General features: G+C 68.1%; 17 protein-coding genes. 9 read left to right on the top strand and 8 right to left on the bottom strand.

The window, feature by feature from the left end:
• Positions 1-161 precede the first annotated feature (161 nt).
• Positions 162-1,217: a phosphoribosylformylglycinamidine cyclo-ligase gene (gene purM, locus LIG30_RS07795; protein WP_038711041.1), complete on the bottom strand. Its 1,056-nt coding sequence runs from the start codon at positions 1,215-1,217 to the stop codon at positions 162-164.
• A 229-nt stretch (positions 1,218-1,446) separates the two neighbouring features.
• Between purM and hda the strand changes: the two genes are divergently transcribed.
• The 6 genes from hda to panB are packed head-to-tail and all read left to right on the top strand — an operon-like array spanning position 1,447 to position 6,577.
• Positions 1,447-2,184, top strand: coding sequence for a DnaA regulatory inactivator Hda (gene hda / locus LIG30_RS07790; RefSeq protein ID WP_038711040.1), 738 nt, complete (start codon positions 1,447-1,449; stop codon positions 2,182-2,184).
• Between the two features lie 10 nt (positions 2,185-2,194).
• Entirely contained in the window at positions 2,195-2,872 is a 678-nt protein-coding gene (locus tag LIG30_RS07785) for an HAD family hydrolase (RefSeq protein ID WP_038711137.1), read from the top strand.
• A gap of 5 nt (positions 2,873-2,877) precedes the next feature.
• On the top strand, positions 2,878-4,464 hold the full coding sequence (gene pcnB / locus LIG30_RS07780; RefSeq protein ID WP_038711038.1) for a polynucleotide adenylyltransferase PcnB: 1,587 nt from the start codon (positions 2,878-2,880) through the stop codon (positions 4,462-4,464).
• Between the two features lie 31 nt (positions 4,465-4,495).
• A complete protein-coding gene (gene folK, locus LIG30_RS07775) occupies positions 4,496-5,038 on the top strand; it encodes a 2-amino-4-hydroxy-6-hydroxymethyldihydropteridine diphosphokinase (protein ID WP_038711037.1) in 543 nt (180 codons plus the stop codon).
• Positions 5,035-5,721 (top strand): deoxynucleoside kinase, encoded by a 687-nt coding sequence (locus tag LIG30_RS07770; RefSeq protein ID WP_038711034.1) that lies wholly within the window; start codon positions 5,035-5,037, stop codon positions 5,719-5,721. The genes folK and LIG30_RS07770 overlap by 4 nt, the downstream gene beginning before the upstream one ends.
• 40 nt (positions 5,722-5,761) lie before the next feature.
• The gene (panB, locus tag LIG30_RS07765) at positions 5,762-6,577 is read left to right on the top strand and encodes a 3-methyl-2-oxobutanoate hydroxymethyltransferase (protein WP_038711033.1); all 816 of its coding nucleotides are present in this window, start codon (positions 5,762-5,764) and stop codon (positions 6,575-6,577) included.
• 96 nt (positions 6,578-6,673) lie between these two features.
• Here panB and pabB read toward each other — a convergent pair whose 3' ends face one another.
• The 4 genes from pabB to grpE all read right to left on the bottom strand — a co-directional run bounded on the left by pabB (position 6,674) and on the right by grpE (position 12,863).
• Positions 6,674-8,587: an aminodeoxychorismate synthase component I gene (gene pabB, locus LIG30_RS07760; RefSeq protein ID WP_038711031.1), complete on the bottom strand. Its 1,914-nt coding sequence runs from the start codon at positions 8,585-8,587 to the stop codon at positions 6,674-6,676.
• A gap of 10 nt (positions 8,588-8,597) precedes the next feature.
• Entirely contained in the window at positions 8,598-9,728 is a 1,131-nt protein-coding gene (dnaJ, locus tag LIG30_RS07755; protein ID WP_038711030.1) for a molecular chaperone DnaJ, read from the bottom strand.
• A 252-nt stretch (positions 9,729-9,980) separates the two neighbouring features.
• On the bottom strand, positions 9,981-11,948 hold the full coding sequence (dnaK, locus tag LIG30_RS07750; protein WP_038711029.1) for a molecular chaperone DnaK: 1,968 nt from the start codon (positions 11,946-11,948) through the stop codon (positions 9,981-9,983).
• 378 nt (positions 11,949-12,326) lie between these two features.
• Positions 12,327-12,863 (bottom strand): nucleotide exchange factor GrpE, encoded by a 537-nt coding sequence (grpE, locus tag LIG30_RS07745; RefSeq protein WP_038711027.1) that lies wholly within the window; start codon positions 12,861-12,863, stop codon positions 12,327-12,329.
• A gap of 373 nt (positions 12,864-13,236) precedes the next feature.
• On the opposite strand from grpE, the gene LIG30_RS26975 reads away from it, so the two are divergent.
• Positions 13,237-13,398: a hypothetical protein gene (locus LIG30_RS26975; protein ID WP_200929649.1), complete on the top strand. Its 162-nt coding sequence runs from the start codon at positions 13,237-13,239 to the stop codon at positions 13,396-13,398.
• Here the strand turns inward: LIG30_RS26975 and LIG30_RS07740 are convergent.
• From LIG30_RS07740 to hrcA, 3 genes are all read right to left on the bottom strand, one after another.
• A complete protein-coding gene (locus tag LIG30_RS07740; RefSeq protein ID WP_038711026.1) occupies positions 13,370-13,777 on the bottom strand; it encodes an RNA-binding S4 domain-containing protein in 408 nt (135 codons plus the stop codon). The two genes, LIG30_RS26975 and LIG30_RS07740, sit on opposite strands and share 29 nt — an antisense overlap.
• A gap of 4 nt (positions 13,778-13,781) precedes the next feature.
• Complete coding sequence (gene hemH / locus LIG30_RS07735) at positions 13,782-14,846, bottom strand: ferrochelatase (protein ID WP_038711024.1); 1,065 nt, start codon at positions 14,844-14,846, stop codon at positions 13,782-13,784.
• Positions 14,847-15,008: 162 nt separating this feature from the next.
• Positions 15,009-16,031: a heat-inducible transcriptional repressor HrcA gene (gene hrcA / locus LIG30_RS07730; RefSeq protein WP_038711023.1), complete on the bottom strand. Its 1,023-nt coding sequence runs from the start codon at positions 16,029-16,031 to the stop codon at positions 15,009-15,011.
• Positions 16,032-16,160: 129 nt separating this feature from the next.
• Here hrcA and LIG30_RS07725 point away from each other — a divergent pair, with 129 nt between their 5' ends.
• Together LIG30_RS07725 and recN are read left to right on the top strand one after the other, a co-directional pair.
• A complete protein-coding gene (locus LIG30_RS07725) occupies positions 16,161-17,066 on the top strand; it encodes an NAD kinase (RefSeq protein WP_038711022.1) in 906 nt (301 codons plus the stop codon).
• Between the two features lie 20 nt (positions 17,067-17,086).
• Positions 17,087-18,736: a DNA repair protein RecN gene (recN, locus tag LIG30_RS07720; RefSeq protein ID WP_038711021.1), complete on the top strand. Its 1,650-nt coding sequence runs from the start codon at positions 17,087-17,089 to the stop codon at positions 18,734-18,736.
• Positions 18,737-18,784: the final 48 nt, after the last annotated feature.

The raw sequence follows: 18,784 nt of genomic DNA, 5'->3' as shown, positions 1-18,784 counted from the left end.
ACTGGGCATCCCTTGCTCCACTTGGCACCTCTTCGATTCGTCGAAAAAGTGTCAACCCGTTTCAGGATGGGGCACAGCGCAAAAAAAAAGCCCGGCAATCCCTTGCCAGGCTTTTTTGCATGCGGCGCGCGTCACGCGCCGCGGCGAGACCGGAGGCCCGCTCAGACCACGACGGTCTGCGCTTCGCCTTCGCGGCTTGCGCGCACGGTGCCGATCTTCCACACCTGCTCGCCCGCGTCGGTCAGCTGGCGCAGCGCCTCGTCGGCATCCGCCGCCGCGACGATCACGGCCATGCCGATCCCGCAGTTGAACACGCGGTGCATTTCCGCATCGGCGACGCCGCCGTGCTCCTGCAGCCACTGGAACAGCGGCGGCAGCGGCCATGCGTTCTTGTCCAGCTCGGCGGTCAGGCCTTCGCGCAGCACGCGCGGGATGTTCTCGACCAGGCCGCCGCCGGTGATGTGCGCCATGCCCTTCACCGCGATCTTCTCCATCATCGCGAGCAGCGGCTTCACGTAGATGCGGGTCGGCGCCATCAGCGTGTCAGCCAGCGAGCGGCCGTGGAAATCGGCGGACAGATCCGGATTCGCGCGCTCAATGATCTTGCGCACGAGCGAGAAGCCGTTCGAGTGGATGCCGCTCGACGCAAGGCCCAGCACCACGTCGCCCTCGGCAATCGTGCTGCCGTCGATGATCTTGCTCTTCTCGACCGCGCCGACCGCGAAGCCCGCGAGATCGTACTCGCCGTCCGGGTACATGCCCGGCATTTCGGCGGTCTCGCCGCCGATCAGCGCGCAGCCCGCCAGCTCGCAGCCCGTCGCGATGCCCTTGACGACGGTCGCGGCCGTCTCGACGTCGAGCTTGCCGCACGCGAAATAGTCGAGGAAGAACAGCGGCTCGGCGCCCTGCACGAGGATGTCGTTGACGCTCATCGCGACGAGATCCTGGCCGACCGTGTCGTGTTTGTTCAGATGAAAGGCGAGCTTCAGCTTGGTGCCGACGCCGTCCGTGCCCGACACGAGCACCGGCTCGCGGTACTTCTTCGGCACCTCGAACAGCGCGCCGAACCCGCCGATGCCGCCGAGCACGCCGTCGCGCAGGGTTTTCTTCGCAAAGGGCTTGATCTTGTCCACGAGGGCGTCGCCCGCGTCGATGTCGACGCCCGCGTCACGGTAGGAGAGACCCTGGGCGTCAGGAGCGGTTTTCGGAGGATTCATGGGGGAATGCGAGAAGGTCGGTAAAATGCGATTTTACCCGAAGCCGGCCGCGTGGCCGGAATTCCCCGCATCGAATCGTCAGGGATCGCATCTTGTCCAACACGTCGTCGTTTTCTTCGCAACGCGAGCCGCGCCCGGCACGGCGCGCCGCCGCGCGCACGGCCGTCGCGGCGCGCTCCCCCAGCGCGGGAATCGTACCCGGGACGCCTCACCCCAACCGATCTGCATTGTGACTGCCTCCCGTCAACTGACGCTCGATCTCGGCACCCCGCCGCCCTCGACGTTCGACAACTTCTTCGTCGGCGCGAACACGGAGCTCGTCGCGCGCCTGCGCGCGCTGGACGGCGCGCTCGCCGAAGGTCCGGTCGCCGACCGCACGTTCTACGTGTGGGGCGAAGCGGGCAGCGGCCGCAGCCATCTGCTGCAGGCGCTCGTGCATGAAGCGCCGCCCGGCTGCGCGCGCTACGTGGGCCCGCAAAGCGGGCTTGGCGCGTTCACGTTCGACCCGCGCCTGTCGATCTATGCGGTCGACGATTGCGACCGCCTGAACCCGACCCAGCAGGTCGCGCTGTTCAACCTGTTCAACGAGGTGCGCGCGCATCCGTCGAGCGCGCTGGTCGTCGCCGGCCCCGCCGCGCCGCGCGCGCTCGACGTGCGCGAGGATCTGCGCACGCGCCTCGGCTGGGGCCTCGTGTTCCATCTCGCGCCGGTGCCCGACGACGCCAAGGCCGCGGTGCTGCGGCAGGCGGCGAAGGAGCGCGGCGTCGCGCTGGCCGACGACGTGCCCGCCTACCTGCTCACCCATTTCCGCCGCGACATGCCGAGCCTGATGGCGCTGCTCGACGCGCTCGACCGCTTCTCGCTCGAGCAGAAGCGCGGCGTCACGCTGCCGCTCGTGCGCGCGCTGCTCGCGCGCCTCGCGGCCAGCGGATGGCCGGCGGCCGCCGGTTCGAACCGCTTCGAGTAAAATGCGCTCCATGACTAATCTGGCACTCTTTGACCTCGATCACACGCTGATCCCGACCGATAGCGACCACGAATGGGGCCGCTTCATGGTGAAGCTCGGCATCGTCGACGCAGACAGCTTCTCGCGTCAGAACGATCAGTTCTTCGCCGACTACAAGGCGGGCAAGCTCGACATCCACGCGTACCTGACGGCGATGCTCACGCCGCTCGCGAAATATTCGCGCGCGCAGCTCGCCGAGTGGCACGCGCAGTTCATGCACGAGGTGATCCGGCCAGCGATGCTGCCCGCCGCGCTCGAGCTGGTACGCCAGCATCTCGACGCGGGCGACGTGTGCTGCATCGTCACCGCGACCAACGAATTCATCACGCGGCCGATCGCGACCGCGTTCGGCGTCGATACGCTGATCGCGTGCCAGGTCGAGACGACCGACGGCCACCCGGATTCGCCGTATACCGGCCGGCCAACCGGCACCCCGAGCTACCGCGAAGGCAAGATCGTGCGCACCGAAGCGTGGCTCGCATCGCTCGGCAAGCACTGGGAGGATTTCCCCCGCAGTTATTTCTACAGCGACTCGCACAACGACATCCCGCTGCTCGATAAAGTCTCCGACCCGATTGCGACCAATCCCGACGATACGCTGCGCGCCTATGCCAGCGACCGCGGCTGGCGCATCCTCGATCTCTTCTGAACGTCGTGATCAAAAAATTCATCCGCAAGCTGCTCGGCCAGGAAACTGCCCCGCAGCCGCTCACCGAAGCCGCCGGCGCCCCGCATGACGCTCCCGCAGGGGAGGCACGGCCCGCCGCGCCCCGCACGAAGGGCGCGCGTGGCGCCGCCGCGAAAAAAGCACGCAACCACGAGCCGACCGTCGTGCCCGCGAACGTGCACCGCATCGATCCCGCGCTGATCTCGAGGAACGCCGTGCGCGTGACCGACACGCTGCAGCAGGCCGGCTATCGCGCGTTCATCGTCGGCGGTGCCGTGCGCGACCTGCTGCTCGGGATCGCGCCGAAGGACTTCGACGTCGCGACCGACGCGACGCCGACCGAAGTGCAGCGCCTGTTCCGCCGTGCGCGCCTGATCGGCCGCCGCTTCCAGATCGTCCACGTGCAGTTCGGCCAGGAGCTGATCGAGGTGTCGACGTTCCGCGCGCTGGTCGACGCCCCGAAGGACGCTCCCGCAGGGAGTCCGCAAGGCGCGGACGCCCAGGGCGCGATGCCCGCGCGGCGCCTGAAGCGCGACGAGCTCGATCGCCGCACCCATGCGGTCGACGCGAGCGGCCGCGTGCTGCGCGACAACGTGTGGGGCGAACAGCACGAGGACGCCGCGCGCCGCGACTTCACGATCAACGCGATGTACTACGACCCGGCCACGCAGACGGTGCTCGACTATCACGACGGGATGGCCGACATGCGCGCGCGCCTGTTGCGGATGATCGGCGACCCGGCCACCCGCTACCGCGAAGACCCGGTGCGGATGCTGCGGGTCGTGCGCTTCGCGGCGAAGCTCGAATTCGAGATCGAGCAGCACACCCGCGAGCCGATCCAGGATCTGGCCGACCTGATCAACAACGTGCCCGCCGCGCGCCTGTTCGACGAAATGCTGAAGCTGCTGCTGTCGGGCCATGCGCTCGCGTGCCTGAAGCAGCTGCGCAAGGAAGGCCTGCATCACGGCCTGCTGCCGCTGCTCGACGTCGTGCTGGAACAGCCGCAGGGCGAGAAGTTCATCACCCTCGCGCTGAACAACACCGACGCGCGCGTGCGCGCCGGCAAGCCGGTGTCGCCGGGCTTCCTGTTCGCGACGCTGCTGTGGCACGACATGCGCCAGCGGTTCGAGCAATACTCGGCCGACGGCGAATTCCCGGTGCCGGCACTACATCGCGCGATGGACGACGTGCTCGACATGCAGACCGAGAAGCTGGCGATCCACAAGCGCTACTCGGCCGACATGCGCGAGATCTGGGGGCTGCAGCTGCGCCTCGATAAGCGCTCGGGCCGCAGCGCGCTGCGCCTGCTGGAACACCCGAGATTCAGGGCGGGGTATGATTTCCTCCTGTTGCGCTGCGAATCCGGCGAGCTGGACGCGGAAGTCGCGCAGTGGTGGACGGATTTCATCGACGGCGACGCGGCCGCGCGCGAGACGCTGCTCAACCAGGGCGGCAGCAAGGACAAGTCGCCCCGCAAGCGCCGCCGTCGCGGCGGCGCGCGCAATCGCAAGTCGGACGACGGCGCGACGGACGCAACGGATGCGTCGGGCGGCCCGTCCGGCGCGGAAGACTGACGCGCGGGCGAACGACGCAGGAAGTGATGCCATGACGGTTGCTTATCTCGGGCTGGGGGCGAATCTCGGCGATGCACGCCAGACCTTGAAGGACGCGGTGGTGTGCCTCGCACAGCAGCGCGCCATCTCGGTACTCGGCAAGTCGAGCCTGTACCGCACGGCGCCGGTCGATGCGGACGGCGACGACTACTACAACTGCGTCGTCAAGGTCGACACGACACTCGCCGCGCGCGAGCTGCTCGCGCTCTGCCAGCAGATCGAGCATCACTTCGGGCGCGAGCGCCCGTACCGCAATGCGCCCCGCACGCTCGACCTCGACATCCTGCTGTTCGGCAGCGATTCGATCGAGGAGCCCGACCTGATCGTGCCGCATCCGCGCCTGACCGACCGCGCATTCGCGCTCGTGCCGCTGGTCGAGATCGACCCGGCGCTCGACATTCCGGCGCGCGGCCGTGCCGACGCGTTTCTCGCCGCGGTCGCGAGCCAGCGCATCGAAAAAGTGCAGAGCTGCCAGTGCCTGATGCAGAAGGTGCTCGCCGACACCGCAGCCGCCGACAAGACCCGTTGCCGATGAACCAGACACCCTTGACCGTCACCGCGCCGGACCTGCGCGCGCCGCACCGTTATCTCGTGATCGAAGGCCCGATCGGCGCCGGCAAGACGACGCTCGCCGGGCTGCTCGCCGAGCGCTGGTCGATGCAGCCGCTGCTCGAGCGCCCGCAGGACAACCCGTTTCTCGAACGCTTCTATCGCGACAGCGCACGCTATGCGCTGCCCACCCAGCTGTCGTTCGCACTGCAGCGCGCGCAGCAGACGCGCGAACTGGTCGGCGCGCTGGAGACGGGCAGGCCGGTCGTCGCCGACTTCATGCCGCAGAAGACGGATATCTTCGCCCGGCTGAACCTGCCGGACGACGAGTGGCAGCTGTATCGCACGCTCGCCGCGCATGTCGACGCCCCCGGTGCGCCAGCGCCCGATCTCGTCGTGTATCTTCAGGCGAGCCCCGAAGTGCTGTTCGCGCGGATCCAGAAGCGCGGCCTGCCGATGGAGCAGCAGATCGGCGACGCGTACCTGCGTGCGCTGTGCGACGCGTACAACGAATTCTTCTATCACTACGACCGCACGCCGGTGCTGACGGTCGCCGCGGAACACCTGAATCCGCAGGAATCTCCCGAAGACCTCGCGCTGCTCGTCGAACACATCGAGACGATGCGCGGCCGCAAGGAATTCTTCGCCAAGGGCGAGACGGTGCGCTGAGCACCCCGCCCATGTCCTCATACATCGAACCGGATTTCTCATGACCTATCTCCAGGAATCGAGTCGGCCTGCCGTGACGGTGCCCAAGCTGCAGACGATGCGCGACAGCGGCGAGAAGATTGCGATGCTGACCTGCTACGACGCGAGCTTCGCGTCGCTGCTCGACCGCGCGGGCGTCGACGCGCTGTTGATCGGCGATTCGCTCGGCAACGTGCTGCAAGGCCAGACGACCACGCTGCCCGTCACGCTCGACGACATCGCGTATCACACCGCCTGCGTTGCGCGCGCGCAGCCGCGCGCGCTGATCGTCGCGGACCTGCCGTTCGGCACGTACGGCACCCCGGCCGACGCATTCGCCAGCTCCGTCAGGCTGATGCGCGCCGGCGCGCAGATGGTCAAGCTCGAAGGCGGCGAATGGCTCGCCGACACGGTGCGCTTCCTCGTCGAGCGCTCGGTGCCCGTGTGCGCGCACGTCGGCCTGACGCCGCAGTCGGTGCATGCGTTCGGCGGCTTCAAGGTGCAGGGCAAGACAGAAGCAGGCGCCGCGCAACTGTTGCGCGACGCGCGTGCGATCGAGGCGGCCGGCGCGCAGCTCGTCGTGCTCGAAGCCGTGCCGACGCTCGTCGCGTCCGAGGTCACGCAGATGCTGCAGATCCCGACGATCGGTATCGGCGCCGGCTCGGATTGCTCGGGCCAGGTGCTGGTGCTGCACGACATGCTCGGGATCTTCCCCGGCAAGCGGCCCCGCTTCGTGAAGGATTTCATGCACGGTCAGCCGAACATCCAGGCGGCCGTCGAGGCCTATGTACGCGCGGTCAAGGACGGTACGTTCCCCGGCCCTGAACACGCGTTCTGATCCGGTGCGCGCGTAGCCGCGCGCCGTCCTCGCGCGATGAAAAAAAGCGCGGCGCCCGTTGCCGGGACGCCGCGCTTTTTTCATGGCCGGACGCGATCAGTGCGGCGCGTGGCTGAGCACCGCATCGAGACGGCCGCGCAATGCGTTCGTCAGCACCAGTGCCTGCGCGCGCGAAAGCGCGTCGCGCGTCACGACGCGCTCCTGCGCGCCGAACGCCGGATCGTCGAGCAGCACGCCGCGCATCACGCCCGGCAGCACGCCGCACGACAGCGGCGGGGTCACCCACTGGCCGTCGAGCTTGACGAACACGTTCGAGCGGCCGCCCTCCGTCAGTTCGCCGCGCTCGTTGAAGAACAGCATGTCGAAGCAGCCGAGCGCCTCGGCCGCCTGCCACGCGCGATCGTAGTCGGCGCGGCGCGTGGTCTTGTGCAGCAGCAGCGCGTCGCCGGAATGCGTCGGCGCAAAGCCGTGCTCCGGCGCGAGCAGCACGCCGACCGGCCCCGCCGGCAACGGCGCGAGCGGCGCCGCGACGATCTCGAGCGTGCCGTCCTTCGCGAGCGCGAGCTTCATCCGGTACGGACCGTCGCCATCGAGCACCGCACAGCGCGCGGCGGCCTGCGCACGACACGCCGCCGGATCGAAAGCGAACCCGAACGTGTCGGCGCTGCGCTGCAGGCGCGCGAGATGGCGATCGAAATGAGCGATGCCGCCCGCGCGCGACGCGCAGGTGGTTTCGAACAGCTGGAAGCCGGGGTCGGCCCCGGTCAGGAAACGCGCCTTCAATTCGCACTCCGCATATTCGTCGGCGGCGACGCTGTCGAGCACGATCCCCGCGCCGACGCCCATCGTGCCCGTGCGGCGCACGCTCGCGCCGGCCGCATCCAGCGTCAGCGTGCGGATCGCCACCGACAGGCAGAAATCGCCGCACGCGGCCGCCGGCTCGCGCGGCACGTCTGCCGATGCGCCCAAAGGACTTCCCGCGGGACGGGAGTCTTCCTTCGGCGCATCGAGCCAGCCGATCGTGCCGGTGTAAAGGCCGCGCGGCGTGGTCTCGATCGCGTCGATCAGCTGCATCGTCCGGTGCTTCGGCGCGCCCGTGATCGAGCCGCACGGGAACAGCGCGCGCAGCATCCCCGCGAACGTCGTCCCGTCCCGCCATCCGGCCTCGACGGTCGACGTCATCTGCCAGACCGACGCATACGGCTCGACCGAGAACAGCGCGGGAACCTTGACGGTGCCGGTGCGCGCGATCCGCGACAGATCGTTGCGCAGCAGGTCCACGATCATCACGTTCTCGGCGCGATTCTTCGCATCGCCGGCGAGGAACGCCGCCGCCTCGGCATCGCGCACCGGGTCGGCCGAACGCGGCGCGGTGCCCTTCATCGGCCGCGCACGCAGCACGTCGCCCTGCTTCTCGACGAACAGCTCCGGCGAGCACGACACGACCCACCGTCCGCCGGGCAGCGCGATCAGCGCGCCGTAACGCACCGGCTGACGCGCGCGCAGGCGCCTGTACAGCGCGAGCGGCGTGCCGAACGTATCGAAATGGAGCCGGTAGGTGTAGTTGATCTGATACGAATCGCCGGCGCGCAACGCGTCGTGCACCGCCGCGATCGCCGCGTCGAACGCGTCGCGCGTCACGCTCTTGCGCACTTGCGACACACCTGCGACCGACGGCACCGGCGCACCGCCGTCATGCCGCGCGAGCCACGCGTCGACCTCGTCGCGCGACAGCCGCTCGCAACGCTCGAACAGCAAAAAGCGCAGCGGGGCTTCGCCCGGCTGCGCCCATTGCAGGTTGCGTCCGAATTCGTAATCGCCGACGACGACCGCATGCAGGCCGTCGCGCAGATCCTGCGCGAGCGCCGCGTCGACCGCATCGAGTTGCGCGGGATCGGTGCACCCCCGCTCCCGCACGAACCCGCTGTACAAGCGGCTCGACCGCGCGGACGCGGTCGAGTCGCAATCGTCCAAGAGCGCGAACGGCGCGCTCTCGCTGCCTTCAGTCATACTCGACCACTCACTCGAAGAAGCTCTTCACGCGGTCGAACCAGCCCTTGCTCTGCGGGCTGTGGCGCCCGCCGCCTTCCGACAGCGACTTCTCGAACTGCTTGAGCAGATCGCGCTGCTGCTCGGTGAGCTTCACGGGCGTCTCGACCTGGACATGCACGTACAGATCGCCCGCGATGCTCGCGCGCAGCCCCTTGATGCCCTTGCCGCGCAGACGGAACGTCTTGCCCGACTGCGTGCCCTCGGGCACCGGGAAGGTCGCGCGGCCCGCGAGCGTCGGCACTTCGATCTCGCCGCCGAGCGCCGCCGTCGTGAACGGAATCGGCATCTGGCAATGCAGATCGTCGCCGTCGCGCTCGAACACCGAATGCGGCTTGATGTGGATCTCGACGTACAGGTCGCCCGACGGCCCGCCGTTGATGCCCGGCTCGCCGTTGCCGGCAGAGCGGATCCGCATGCCGTCGTCGATCCCCGCGGGAATCTTCACTTCGAGCGTCTTGGTTTCCTTCACCTTGCCCGAGCCGTGGCAGTGCCCGCACGGCTCCGGGATGTGGGTGCCGCTGCCGTGACACTTCGGGCAGGTCTGCTGGATGCTGAAAAAGCCCTGCGACATGCGCACCGTGCCCTGGCCATGGCAGGTCGGGCAGGTCTCGGGCTTGGTGCCCGGCTTCGCGCCGGAGCCGTGGCAGATCTCGCACGACACCCAGCTCGGCACGCGGATCTGCGTGTCGTAGCCGTGCGCGGCCTGCTCGAGCGTAATCTCCATGCTGTAGCGCAGGTCGGCACCGCGATACACCTGCGGGCCCGCTCGGCCGCCACGGCCGCCGGCCGCCTGGCCGAAGATGTCGCCGAAAATGTCGCCGAACGCATCGGCAAACCCGCCGAAGCCCTGTGCGCCAGCACCGCCCATGTTCGGATCGACGCCCGCATGGCCGTACTGGTCGTACGCGGCCCGCTTCTGCGTGTCCGACAGCATTTCGTAGGCTTCCTTCACTTCCTTGAAATGCTCTTCCGCATCCTTGTTGTCCGGATTGCGGTCAGGGTGATACTTCATCGCAAGCTTGCGATATGCCTTTTTGATTTCGTCGTCGCTCGCATTCTTCGCGACGCCCAGAACCTCGTAGTAATCCCGTTTCGCCATATCGATTCATACCGTCCGCGCATCACGCACGCGGCGGCTCCTTTCGCTTGCAGTAAAGTCTCGCGACTCGTCTGGCGCTGCGACGCCCGTCCGCCGACGCGCATGCAGCACCCGCCAAAAAACAAATGTGCCCGGAGGGCCGCGAGGCCCGCCAGGCGTAGGATCGATCCGGCCATCCGGAAGGAATGACGGACCGTGTCAGCCGCGCCACGCGCGTGTCGCGCGCGGCGTGCGGTGCGGTTGCGACCCGGCTCAGTCCTTCTTGACTTCCTTGAACTCTGCGTCGACGACGTCGTCGGCAGCCTGTTGCGCGCCGCCGGCATGCGCCGCGCCTTCCGCTGCACCCGCCGCGCCGGCCGCACCTGCCGCGCCAGCCGCGCCAGCCTGCGCCTGCATGTCGGCGTACATCTTCTCGCCGAGCTTCTGCGACGCCGTGCTGACTTCCTCGACCTTCGCGTCGATCGCGGCCTTGTCGGCCGAGGTGTCCTTCAGGACGTCCTCGAGCGACTTCAGCGCAGCCTCGATCTTCTCCTTCTCGCCCGCGTCCAGCTTGTCGCCGTACTCGGCGAGCGCCTTCTTCGTGCTGTGGACCAGCGCGTCGCCCTGGTTGCGCGAATCGGCCAGCTCACGCAGCTTGTGGTCTTCCGCCGCGTTCGCTTCCGCGTCCTTGATCATCTGGTCGATTTCGGCTTCGGACAGGCCCGAGTTCGCCTTGATCGTGATCTTGTTTTCCTTGCCGGTCGCCTTGTCCTTCGCGCCGACGTGCAGGATGCCGTTCGCGTCGATGTCGAAGGTCACTTCGATCTGCGGCGTGCCGCGCGGTGCCGGCGGGATGCCTTCGAGGTTGAACTCGCCCAGCAGCTTGTTGCCCGCCGCCATTTCGCGTTCGCCCTGGAACACCTTGATCGTCACGGCGCCCTGGTTGTCGTCCGCCGTCGAATACACCTGCGCGTGCTTCGTCGGGATCGTCGTGTTCTTGTTGATCATCTTCGTCATCACGCCGCCGAGCGTCTCGATGCCGAGCGACAGCGGGGTCACGTCGAGCAGCAGCACGTCCTTGCGGTCGCCCGACAGCACCTGGCCCTGGATCGCCGCGCCGACGGCGACGGCTTCGTCCGGGTTCACGTCACGACGCGGGTCCTTGCCGAAGAACTCCTTCACCTTCTCCAGGACCTTCGGCATGCGGGTCTGGCCGCCGACCAGGATCACGTCGTCGATGTCCGACACCTTGACGCCGGCATCCTTGATTGCGATGCGGCACGGCTCGATCGTACGCTCGACCAGATCCTCGACCAGCGCTTCCAGCTTCGCGCGGGTGATCTTCAGGTTCAAGTGCTTCGGGCCCGACGCGTCCGCCGTGATGTACGGCAGGTTGATTTCGGTCTGCTGGCTCGACGACAGCTCGATCTTCGCCTTTTCAGCGGCTTCCTTCAGGCGCTGCAGCGCGAGCACGTCCTTCGCCAGGTCGACGCCCTGCTCCTTCTTGAACTCGCCGATGATGTAATCGATGATGCGCTGGTCGAAGTCCTCACCGCCGAGGAACGTGTCGCCGTTGGTCGACAGCACTTCGAACTGCATTTCGCCGTCGACGTCCGCGATCTCGATGATCGACACGTCGAACGTGCCGCCGCCGAGGTCGTACACCGCGATCTTGCGGTCGCCCTTTTCAGCCTTGTCGAGGCCGAACGCGAGCGCGGCCGCGGTCGGCTCGTTGATGATCCGCTTGACTTCGAGGCCCGCGATGCGGCCCGCGTCCTTGGTCGCCTGGCGCTGGCTGTCGTTGAAGTACGCCGGCACCGTGATCACGGCTTCCGTGACCGGCTCGCCGAGATAGTCTTCGGCCGTCTTCTTCATCTTGCGCAGCACTTCAGCCGACACTTGCGGCGGCGCCAGCTTCTCGCCGTGGGCTTCGACCCATGCGTCGCCGTTGTCCGCCTTGGTGATCGTGTACGGCATCAGGCCGATGTCCTTCTGCACTTCCTTCTCTTCGAAGCGGCGGCCGATCAGGCGCTTGACCGCGAAGAGCGTGTTTTTCGGGTTGGTCACCGATTGACGCTTCGCCGGCGCGCCGACGAGCACCTCGTTGTCGTCCATGTAGGCAATGATCGACGGCGTGGTGCGCGCGCCTTCCGAGTTCTCGATGACCTTGACCTGATTGCCTTCCATGATGGCGACGCACGAGTTCGTGGTGCCGAGGTCAATACCGATGATCTTTCCCATTTTTCCTAATCTCCAGAAATCCTTGATTGCTGCGCGAAAACCGGCTTTTTGCGACGGTTTCGCGCGCCGAATTCAACTCTGATCTCGAAATAGGTCCGGCTGCACCGTTTTCAAGACCCGACAAGCAATGCGGCCATTAAATTTTTTCAATCGCCGTCCGCTGCCGGCACGACCGCCCGGCGGCCGGCCGGCGCCGCAGCCCGGAACCGCCGTGGACGATGCCGGCCGGTCGCCGGGCCGGCGCCGGACGCGCCGGCGGCAAGCGCCGCCATGCCGAACAGTCCCTCCGATGCCCGGACGGTACGTCCAGCGGAACGGGGACGCCCTTCGGGGCGCCGGACACGACCGGATCGGCGCTTGCGGTGGCGATCGGCTGGCTTACTTCGGCTGGGCGACCGTGACGAGCGCCGGACGCAACACGCGGTCGGCGATCGTGTAGCCCTTTTGCAGCACCGCGACGACGGTGTTCGGCTCCTGATCGGCCGGCACCATCGAGATCGCCTGATGCTGATGCGGATCGAACTTCTCGCCGACCGGGTTGAGCGCGTTCACGCGGCCCTTCTCAAGCGCGCTGTGCAGCTGGCGCAGCGTCAGCTCGACACCCTCGCGGACCTTCGCCAGATCGCCGGACGTGTCGCCGACGGCCGCTTCCAGGCTGTCCAGCACCGGCAGCAGGTGCTCGGCGAAGCTCTCGATCGCGAACTTGTGCGCCTTCGCGACATCGTCCTGCGCACGGCGGCGCACGTTCTCGGTCTCGGCCTTCGCCCGCAGGAAGCTCTCCTGCAGCTCGGCGACCTTGGCTTGAGCCTCGGCGAGCGCAGCCGCGGCGGTGTCGACTGCCGGAGCGGCGTCCTGCGTGCCGCGGCCGGTCTCGTCGGCCGATTGGGTAGCCGGGTTCTCTTGCGTGTTTTCCATGTCGCTGAAAGTCGATTTAGAAGTTAAAGCCAAATCGGCAACCGTCGGACGAATGCCCGCCGGTGCCGCACATTGTCGGTGCAGATAAGGGCGAAAAGTGTGACTTCAAGAGGGTTTTTCCGCGCATTCGCCCGCATCGCGAAACAACCGCACGATCCGGCGGCGCACCGCGCGCAGCCACCGGATCGCCAGGCCGCCGGATCGCCGGACCGCCGAAACGCCCTGTAACAACCCTTACGGGACCGGCACTAGCCCGCCCCCGAGGGCTGAACTACACTGCACGCAGGCATCGGCGAATCACGTATACCCTGATCCCGCCGATGTCCGACATCCACCTGGCACCATTTTCACCCGTCTTCTCGAGGGGAGTACCGTGAAACTGACCTTTGCCATATCGGTGGTCGCGCTGGTACTCATCGCGGGCACCACCACCATCTGCCTTTCCGGAGCGGTCACCGACCGCACGACCGAATACGGAAGCGCACGGGCGACGTTCGACCAGCTGTTCAGTCCCCACCAGAAAATCTGTCGATGACGCGGCGATCGCGCTTCGTGGGCCGGCCGTGCAGCTCGGCCGCCGGCTCGCGGAACGCGCGCCGCCGGTCCTGCTCGGCGAGCCGCTTCGCCCGCCCTTCTTCCGTCTCGGCGTAAAGCGTCTGCGCGACGCTCGCCGGCCCGCGCACGTCGCACACGCCCAGCACGGCAATGTGCCAGACGACGCTTTCGATCGCAATCTCGACCTCGTCGCCGACCCGCACTTCCTTGGCCGGCTTGACCGGCGCGCCGCCGATCCGCACCCGGCCCTTGTCGACCGCGTCGGCCGCGAGCGAGCGCGTCTTGAAGAACCGCGCGGCCCATAGCCACTTGTCGATGCGCAGCCGTGCGCCGGGCTCGGTGGAAATCTTGTAGTTCATCGTGTCAGGATACCGTCTCGGACTGCGCCGCCTTGACCGGCCAGCCCTGCAAATTCTCCGCGGCGATCTCGCCGAGCGCGCCGATCCACGCGTGCGCGCCATTCAGGCACGGAATGCGGTGGAACACCTGGCCGCCGCCCGCGAGGAAAGCGTCGCGCACTTCCATGCCGATCTCCTCGATCGTCTCGAGGCAGTCGGCGGTGAATCCGGGGCAGAACACATCCGCGCGCCGCACGCCGGCCGCGCCCAGTTCGCGCAGCGTCGGCTCGGTGTAGGGCTGCAGCCACTCCGCCTTGCCGAAACGCGACTGGAACGTGACGCGGCATTCGATCGTCGACAGCCCGAGCGCCGCCATCAGCAGCGCGGCCGTCTGCTGGCACTGCTCGTGATACGGATCGCCGAGGTCGAGCGTGCGCCTCGGCACGCCGTGGAAGCTCAGCACCAGCTTGTCGCCCGCCGCGAAATCCGGCCTGCCATGCACCGCCCAGTGCTGACGCACCTGCTCGGCAAGCGCGTGGATATAGGCGGGATGATCGGCGTAGTGGCGGACGGTGCGGATTTCCGGCTGGTTGCGCATCCGCGCGAGCGCCGCGAACGCGGCGTCGAACGCGGTCGCCGTGGTCGATGCCGAGTATTGCGGATACATCGGCATCAGCAGCACCCGCTCCACGCCGACGCGCTTGAGCTGCGCGAGCACCTGCGCGATACCCGGGCTGCCGTAGCGCATCGCGTAGTCGACCAGCACCTGGTAGCCGTTCGATGCGAGCAGGTGCCGGACGCCTTCGACCTGGCGCTCGGTGTGGACGCGCAGCGGCGAGCCCTCGGGCGTCCAGACGGCGGCGTATTTCTTCGCGGATGCGCGGCCGCGCAGCGGCAGGATCACCGCGCGCAGCAGGATCTGCCAGAGCGCCCGCGGGATCTCGACGACCCGGGGGTCGGACAGGAATTCGGCAAGATAGCGCCGGACCGCGCGCGGCGTCGGCGCGTCGGGCGTGCCGAGGTTGATCAGCAGCACCGCGATGCGGTGGGCGGCCGCGACGTTCGAAGGCGGCTCAGGATCGTAGCGCATAGGCAAGACGTGTCGGACACGAAACCGGACGGCTTTCAATTATAGCGGGCCGCCCTGTGCGCCGGGACCCGGGCCTGTTCACGCTGATAACGGGCTTGCGCTGGCCGTTCGGCCGATTGCGGCGCGCGCCGCGCGGCGGCACGATGGCGGGGTCGGCGCAGGTTATTGCTGGCTGAGCGCGAGCGACAGCAGCCGCGCGGTGATGTCGACGATCGGGATCACGCGGTTGTACGCCATCCGGGTCGGGCCGATCACGCCGAGCGTGCCGACGATCTTGCCGTTGACCTCGTAGGGCGCGGTGACGACGCTCATCTCCTCGATCGGCACGAGCGTCGATTCGCCGCCAATGAAAATCTGCACGCCCTGGGCGTGGCTCGACACGTCGAGCAATTGCAGGAGGCTGGTCTTTTGGTCGAACACGTCGAACAGCTTGCGCAGCCGCGCCATGTCGGACGACAGGTCCGCCACTTCGAGCAGGTTGCGCTCGCCGGAAATCAGCACGGTGTCCTCGGTGGCCGGCTCCTCGGTGCTCGCGGTCACGGCCGCGTGCATCAGCGCGGTCATGTCGCCGCGCAGCTCGTCGATTTCCTCGCGCAGGCGGCGGCGCACCTCGTCGAACGACAGGCCGGCGAAATGCGCGTTGATGTAGTTGGACGCCTCGGTCAGCTGCGACGGGGTGTAGTCGCGCTGGGTCGCGATCATCCGGTTCTGCACGTCGCCCTCGGGGGTGACGATGATGAGCAGGATGCGCTTGTCCGACAGGCGCATGAACTCGATCTGCTTGAACACGTGGCTGCGGCGCGGCGTCTGCACGACGCCCGCGAACTGCGACAGGTTCGACAGCACGCTCGCCGCGGCCGCGACGACTTTCTGCTGCGGCTCGCCCGCCTGCAGCGTGCTCTGCACCTGGCGGACGACCGCGTCGGCGTCGATCGGCGCCTCGACGGTCAGCATCGTGTCGACGAACAGCCGGTAGCCGCGCGGCGTCGGCACGCGGCCGGCCGACGTATGCGGGCTCGACACGAGGCCGAGCTCCTCCAGGTCGGACATCACGTTGCGAATCGTCGCCGGGCTCAGCTCCAGCCCGGAATAACGAGACAACGTGCGGGATCCGACCGGCTGACCGTCGGCGATATACCGTTCGATCAGGGTTTTCAGAAGGGTTCGTGCGCGCGGGTCTAGCATGGAGGAAAATTTTAGCGCAACCGCGCGACCGCCGCGAGTGGCCCCGCCGGCGGCGGCTGTGCGCGCCGCCCGCCGCCCCGGTGACGGGGAGCGGTTCTTTTCGTCATCGAGCTATGGTGTAATGCCGGCATGAAAACCGGTAATCAGTTCCATACTGTCGCGCTCGTCGGCCGGAGCAATACGCCCGGCATTGCCGAGCCGCTCGCCACGCTGGCCGAGTGCGTCGCGAAGCGCGGCTTCGACGTGGTATTCGAAGCCGACACCGCGCGCGAAATCGGCATTGCCGGCTACCCGGCGCTCACCCCGGCGGAAATCGGGGCGCGCGCCGACGTGGCGGTCGTGCTGGGCGGCGACGGCACGATGCTCGGCATCGGCCGCCAGCTCGCCCCGTACAAGACCCCGCTCATCGGGATCAACCACGGGCGGCTCGGCTTCGTCACCGACATCGCGGCGGCCGACATGCAGACGCTCGTGCCGGTGATCCTCACGGGCAAGTTCGAGCGCGAGGAACGCTCGCTGCTGGAAGCCCGGATCGTGCGCGACGGCGAGCCGATCTATCACGCGCTCGCGTTCAACGACGTGGTGGTGAACCGCAGCGGCTTCTCCGGGATGGTCGAGCTGCGCGCGTCGGTCGACGGCCGGTTCATGTACAACCAGCGTTCGGACGGCCTGATCGTCGCGACGCCGACCGGCTCGACCGCCTACGCGCTGTCGTCGTCCGGGCCGATCCTGCACCCGCAGCTGCAGGGCATCGTGCTCGTGCCGATCGCGCCGCACGCGCTGTCGAACCGGCCGATCGTGCTGCCGGACGACTCGAAGATCGCCATCCAGATCATCGCCGGGCGCGACGTCAACGTGAACTTCGACATGCAGTCGTTCACCGCGCTCGAGCTGAACGACACGATCGAGGTGCGCCGCTCGAAGCACACGGTCCCGTTCCTGCACCCGGTCGGCTACAGCTATTACGCGACGCTGCGCAAGAAGCTGCACTGGAACGAACATCCGTCGAACGAAGACGACGACACGGAGTCCTGACGCCCTTTCCGCCCGACATCATGCTCCGCCATCTCTCGATTCGCGACTTCGTCATTGTCGCCGCGCTCGATCTCGAATTCGACAGCGGCTTTACCGTCTTTTCCGGCGAAACCGGCGCCGGCAAGTCGATCCTGATCGACGCGCTCGCGCTCGCGCTCGGCGAGCGCGCCGACGCGAGCGTCGTGCGCGCCGGCTGCGGCCGCGCCGACATCACCGCCGAGTTCACGCCGCACGACCGGGTCGCGCGCTGGCTCGACGAACACGCGTTCGACGCCGACGACACCGTAATGCTGCGTCGCGTGATCGACGCGAACGGCCGCTCGCGCGCGTTCATCAACGGCACCAGCGCGACGCTCGCGCAGTTGCGCGAACTCGGCGAGATGCTCGTCGACATCCATGGCCAGCACGCGCACCAGCTGCTGATGCGGCCCGACGCGCAGCGCGAGCTGTTCGACACCCATGCCGGGCTGTCGGCCGACGCCGCGAACGTCGGGCGCGCATGGCGCGTCTGGCGCGACGCGACGCAGGCGATCGAGGCCGCGCGCGCGCACGAGCGCGAGCTGCAGCTCGAGCGGGAAAAGCTCGCGTGGCAGCTCGCGGAGCTGGACAAGCTCGCGCCGCAGCCCGGCGAATGGGACGAGATCAGCGGCGAGCACAAGCGCCTGTCGCATTCGGCGAACCTGATCGACGGTGTGCGCGGCGCGCTCAACGCGCTGTCCGAGGCCGACGACGCGATGCTCGCGCAACTCGGCGCGATTGTCTCGAAGCTGCGCAGCCTCGCCGACTACGATCCCGCGCTGAACGACGCGCTCGCATCGCTGGAGCCGGCGGAAATCCAGCTTCAGGAAACCGTCTACTCGCTGTCGCATTACGCGCAGCGCCTCGACCTCGATCCGGAGCGTCTCGCGCAGGTCGAATCCCGCCTCGACGCGCTGCACTCGACCGCCCGCAAGTTCCGCCTGCCGCCCGAGACGCTGCACGACGAGCATGCGGCGCGGCGCGCGCAGCTGGCCGCGCTCGACGCGGCCGCCGATCTCGGCGCGCTCGAGGCCGCGCAGGCCACCGCGCGGGAAGCCTACGTCGCCGACGCGAAACGGCTGTCGGCGGCCCGCGCGCAGGCCGCCGACGCGCTCGGCGCGGCCGTCACCACGGGCATGCAGGAGCTGTCGATGGCCGGCGGCCGCTTCGAGGTCGCGCTGGTGCCGCTCGCCGACGGCGGCCCGCACGGGCTCGAGCAGATCGAATTCCGCGTCGCCGGGCACGCCGGCGTGCCGCTGCGGCCGCTCGCGAAGGTCGCGTCCGGCGGCGAGCTGGCGCGGATCAGCCTCGCGCTCGCGGTAATCGCGAGCGCCGCGAGCCCGACGCCGACGCTGATCTTCGACGAAGTCGACACCGGCATCGGCGGCGGCGTCGCCGAAGTGGTCGGCCGCCTGCTGCACCAGCTGGGACGCGACCGGCAGGTGCTGTGCGTGACCCACCTGCCGCAGGTGGCCGCGCGCGGCGACCAGCACTTCCAGGTCGCGAAGAGCGGGGATGGCGACGGCGGCACCGTGTCGACGGTCGTTCCGCTCGACAGGGCGAGCCGCATCGAGGAAGTCGCGCGGATGCTGGGCGGCCTCGAAATCACCGCAACGACCCGCAAGCACGCGAAGGAGATGCTGGCGGCCTGACGCGCCGGAGCGATGCCGGCGCAACCGCGGCTTCGGGCTTCGGGCTTC

Origin of the sequence: Burkholderia sp. lig30, assembly GCF_000687455.2 — a bacterium.
Classification (GTDB): domain Bacteria; phylum Pseudomonadota; class Gammaproteobacteria; order Burkholderiales; family Burkholderiaceae; genus Burkholderia.
This window is presented reverse-complemented; position numbering and strand designations above follow the sequence as displayed.